Annotated in this window: 5 protein-coding genes; 4 read left to right on the top strand and 1 reads right to left on the bottom strand. The window is 61.7% G+C overall.

Annotated elements, in window-relative coordinates:
• From ABY403_RS13805 to ABY403_RS13795, 3 genes are all read left to right on the top strand, one after another.
• Positions 1-549, top strand: a 549-nt coding sequence (locus ABY403_RS13805) for a DMT family transporter (RefSeq protein ID WP_372841408.1), incomplete at its 5' end; no start/stop codon positions are given.
• Complete coding sequence (locus ABY403_RS13800; protein WP_372841407.1) at positions 546-1,439, top strand: lysophospholipid acyltransferase family protein; 894 nt, start codon at positions 546-548, stop codon at positions 1,437-1,439. The genes ABY403_RS13805 and ABY403_RS13800, both read left to right, overlap by 4 nt.
• 97 nt (positions 1,440-1,536) lie before the next feature.
• Positions 1,537-2,400 (top strand): lysophospholipid acyltransferase family protein, encoded by an 864-nt coding sequence (locus tag ABY403_RS13795; protein ID WP_372841406.1) that lies wholly within the window; start codon positions 1,537-1,539, stop codon positions 2,398-2,400.
• On the opposite strand, the gene ABY403_RS13790 is transcribed toward ABY403_RS13795, so the two are convergent.
• A complete protein-coding gene (locus ABY403_RS13790) occupies positions 2,397-3,137 on the bottom strand; it encodes a DUF1223 domain-containing protein (RefSeq protein ID WP_372841405.1) in 741 nt (246 codons plus the stop codon). The genes ABY403_RS13795 and ABY403_RS13790 overlap by 4 nt on opposite strands.
• 200 nt (positions 3,138-3,337) lie before the next feature.
• On the opposite strand from ABY403_RS13790, the gene ABY403_RS13785 reads away from it, so the two are divergent.
• A partial coding sequence (locus ABY403_RS13785) for an aconitase family protein (protein WP_372841404.1) occupies positions 3,338-4,494 on the top strand: 1,157 nt, incomplete at its 3' end.

The following is a 4,494-nucleotide window of genomic DNA, read 5'->3' as shown; positions in this document are numbered from 1 at the left end:
GGTGCCGCGCTGTTTCTGGGCGAGAGGCTGGGGCCACGGCGGCTGGCGGGCATTGCGGTTGCCTTTGCCGGCGCGATGATCATCTTGCGGCCCGGCGCGGGAGTGATGCACCCTGCGGCGCTGTTGGCGCTTGCGGCGGCCTTCAGCTATTCGGCCGGGGCGCTGCTGACGCGGGCGTTGCGTGGCGACACGGTGGCCACGTCGATGCTTTGGTCCGCGTTCGTGGGCACCGCCTTTACCAGCCTTGCCCTGCCCTTCATCTGGCAACCAATCGCGGCGGGCGATCTTTGGCTGTTTGTGGGCATGGGGCTACTTGGCACAGCCGCGCAAGGCTTGTTGATCCGCGCCTTTGCGATTTCCGAAGCCTCTGCGCTGGCGCCTTTTGGCTATTTCGGGCTGGTGATGTCGAGCATTTGGGGCTTTGCCTTCTTCGGTCAGTTGCCTGATCGCTGGACGGTGCTTGGCGCGGTTGTGATCGTGGTGGCGGGGCTTTATGTCTGGCACCGCGAGGCGCAAGCCACGCGGACCGAGAAGCAGGCACCTGAATGAAAACCAAAGCCGCAGACCGCGACCGCACGTTTGGCAACTGGTTGCTCAATCTTTTCACGCGCGGTTTGCTGATGATGTTGCTGGCCCTGCCCTATCGCTGGCGGGTGCCGTTTTCAGGCTGGCTGATGGCGCGTGTTGTATCGCCGCTGGCGGGGTATAGCCGCCGGATACGCCGCAATCTGAAGCTGGTGCTGCCCGATCTGCCGAAGGACGAGGTTGAAAAAATCGTCCGCGAAGTGCCCGATAACGCGGGCCGCACCTTTGTCGAGATCTATTCGGGGCACCAATTTGTACGTCGGCTCGATGGGCAGCTTCCTACAGGGCCGGGAATGGAGGCTTTGCGCGCCGCCAAAGCCAAAGGCCAGCCGGTTCTGCTTGCCTCTGGTCATATCGGTAACTACGACGCCTTTCGCGGCATACTCTGCGCCAACGGCTTTGAGGTGGGCGCGCTTTATCGACCGACAAACAACCCGTGGTTCAACCCCCATTACATCGCCGCGATGTCGCGTATTGGCACGCCGCTTTTTGAGCGTGGCCGCCCCGGCCTTTCTGCGATGGTGCGTTTTTTGCGCAAGGGCGGAACGCTGGCGATCTTGATAGATCAGCACGTGGTTCCGGGTGCCGCGCTCAACTTCTTCGGTCGGCCCGCAATGACGACGCTTTCGCTTGCCGAACTGGCCTTGAAATACAACGCGCTGGTGATCCCGATCTATGCGTTGCGCAAACCCGACGGGTTCGGCTTTGACATCATAACCGAAGCACCGATCGAACATGCGGCACCCGAGGTGATGATGCAGGCGCTCAATGACAGTCTGGAGCGGCAGGTGCGCGCGCATATGGGCCAGTGGCTTTGGGCGCATCGGCGCTGGAAGGTTGCGTCGAACGCGTAGCCGCAAGCCGCCGTGGCGCGCTTGAGATCGTTCACCCAATGCACTATGCCGATCAAAGCTCTGCCGTAGGGGGTGGAACTCGCACAATGGGGGAGCGTTGAAGGACTTTCTTCAATATCTGGCGTTTCGGTTCCTCGAAACAATTGTGATGGCGCTGCCCTATCGTCTGCGGGTGCCGACATTCGGCTGGATTCTGTCCCGCGTGATCGGGCCGCTTACCAGAGTCGACCGGCGGATTCGTGCAAACCTTGCGCTGATTTACCCCGACATGCCCGAGGCCGAAATACAGCGTCTGATCCATGCTGTACCCGACAATTTTGGCCGAAGCCTGATCGAGACATATTCTGGCGATGCCTTCATTCGCCGCGCGGCCAAATCTGCGCTGCGCGGCGAGGGGTTTGCAGCACTCGAAAAAGCGCAACGCGAGGGGCGCGGGGTGATTCTGATTTCGGGGCATTTTGGAAATTACGACGTTTTGCGCGCCTATCTGCGCGCGCGCGGCCATTCGGTTGGCGCGCTTTATCGCCCGTTTCCGAACCGAAGGTTTAACCGGCGCTACAGCGCCAAGCTTGGCGCCATCAGCGGCCCGTTGTTTCCGCGCGGACGGCGCGGCTTGTCCGAGATGATCAAGCATGTGCGCGATGGCGGCATCATCGGAATGCTGATCGATCAGCACATGCAGCACGGCGCACATTTGAAGTTCATGGGCCACACCGCGTTGACGGCGACCTCGGCGGCGGACATGGCGCTAAAATACGACGCAGTGCTGCTGCCCTTCTACGGGCGACGGATGCCGGACGGGATGAGCTTTGAACTGACGATCGAAGCCCCGATTGCGCATACGACCCCAGAGGCCATGACGCAGGCGTTGAACGATAGTCTTGAGGTTCAGGTGCGCGCGCATCCCGAGCAGTGGCTCTGGGTATCGCGGCGCTGGGGCCGCTTGAAAAAATCGCGCTAATCGAGCCGCGCCGCGGCCAGAATCTTCCCCGGCAGCGCCGCATAGCGCCCACCCGGCTTCACCGCCTGCACAATCACCGCGCTAAGCCGCATCCCGTCGCCCGGGATCTCCAGATGCAGCGGGCTTGCGCCATCCCATTCGGCCAGCGTCAGCCATTCGGTCGCCACGTTGACATAGCTGGCCTGATGCCCAGCATTTTCGCCACGCAGAATTGTCACCTGCACTTCTGGCACGTAGCGGACCAATTGCACCACCACTTCCGAAGGTAACGGAGGCGAAGCCGTTGCCTCAAGCAGCCAGCCGGTCCCTTCGCGCTGCACATGCAGTTGCACCTGCTGCGGCAAGGTCGCGCTGTTGGCGATCTGGCCGCGCAATGCCGGACCATCGGCGCCGTTCATCGAGACGACACCGCCAACCACTGCCTGCGGCGTAAAGACAGCGCGCGCCTCGGCGGCATAGGCATAGGCCTTTTGGCGCATGCTGAAGGCGGGTTGGGCTAGGGTATCTTCCCAACCAAGATAATCCCAATAATCGACATGCAGCGATAGCGCCAGAACACCGGGCTGCGCCGCAATCTCGCGCAAAAGCGTGTCGGCGGGCGGGCACGAAGAGCAGCCTTGCGAAGTGAAAAGCTCAACCACGACCTGCGGCGGCGCTGCGGACTGCGCTTGCACTGCACTTGCCATGCTTAATGCCAGCCAGACCCCGATACCCGCACCAATTGCTGCTCGCTTCATTCGTCTGCTCCTGGATACGTGTTACTTCCTAAGCGCCCAGATGCATCTTTGCCAATCAACCATTTGCGACCAAGGCGCAAAGTGACTTTGAGGCGAGTTTTTGTGCACAATGGTATACAAATGCACCGCACCCCTCTTGATTGCTACGAGCGGATGCGGCAAAAGCAGCCATCCCCACAAAAGCCTCGGGAGGCCCGCGCATGACCGTCGTCACCGGAAAAGATACCGCCAAGACCCGCCGCACCCTAAAAGCAGGCGGCAAGAGCATCGCCTATTATTCGATCCCGGCCGCAGAGGCCGCAGGGCTTGGCGATTTTTCGCGCCTGCCCGCAGCGCTAAAGGTGGTGCTGGAAAACATGCTCCGCTTTGAAGATGGCGGCTTTACCGTTTCTGTTGACGACATCAAAGCCTTCGCCGAATGGGGCGCCAAGGGCGGCAAGAACCCGCGCGAAATCGCTTACCGCCCGGCACGTGTGCTGATGCAGGATTTCACCGGCGTGCCTGCCGTGGTTGACCTTGCAGCGATGCGCGACGGGATCAAGGCGCTTGGCGGCGATGCCAAGAAGATCAACCCGCTGGTGCCGTGCGATCTGGTCATCGACCACTCGGTGATGATCGACGAGTTCGGCAACCCGCGCGCGTTTCAGATGAACGTTGACCGCGAATACGAACGCAACATGGAACGCTACGTGTTCCTGAAGTGGGGCCAGAACGCGTTTGACAATTTCCGCGTGGTGCCGCCGGGCACCGGCATCTGCCACCAAGTGAACCTCGAATACCTTGCGCAAACGGTCTGGACCGACAAAGACCAGAACGGTGTCGAGGTGGCCTACCCCGATACGCTGGTGGGCACCGATAGCCACACCACCATGGTCAACGGCCTTGCCGTGCTGGGCTGGGGCGTAGGCGGCATCGAGGCCGAGGCTGCGATGCTGGGCCAGCCCGTGTCGATGCTGATCCCCGAAGTGGTCGGCTTCAAGCTGACCGGCGCGATGGTCGAAGGCACCACCGCCACCGACCTTGTGCTCAAGGTCGTTCAGATGCTGCGCAAACACGGCGTGGTCGGCAAATTCGTCGAGTTCTGGGGCGAGGGGCTGGATCATCTGCCGCTGGCCGACCGCGCAACCATCGCCAACATGGCACCGGAATACGGCGCAACCTGCGGCTTCTTCCCGGTAGACGGCGAGACCCTGCGCTATCTGCGCCAGACCGGCCGCGACGAGGCGCGTATTGCGCTGGTCGAAGCCTATGCCAAGGAAAACGGCATGTGGCGCGGCGCGGACTATGCACCAATCTACACTTCGACGCTTGAGCTCGACATGAGCACCATCGTCCCCGCGATCTCGGGCCCCAAGCG

Source organism: Phaeovulum sp. (assembly GCF_041596715.1).
Lineage (GTDB): Bacteria > Pseudomonadota > Alphaproteobacteria > Rhodobacterales > Rhodobacteraceae > UBA6213.
This window is presented reverse-complemented; position numbering and strand designations above follow the sequence as displayed.

Coding starts and splice junctions, on each gene's coding strand:
- ABY403_RS13800 (WP_372841407.1), top strand. CDS start 546: ATGAAAACCAAAGCCGCAGACCGCGACCGCACGTTTGGCAACTGGTTG.
- ABY403_RS13790 (WP_372841405.1), bottom strand. CDS start 3,137: ATGAAGCGAGCAGCAATTGGTGCGGGTATCGGGGTCTGGCTGGCATTA.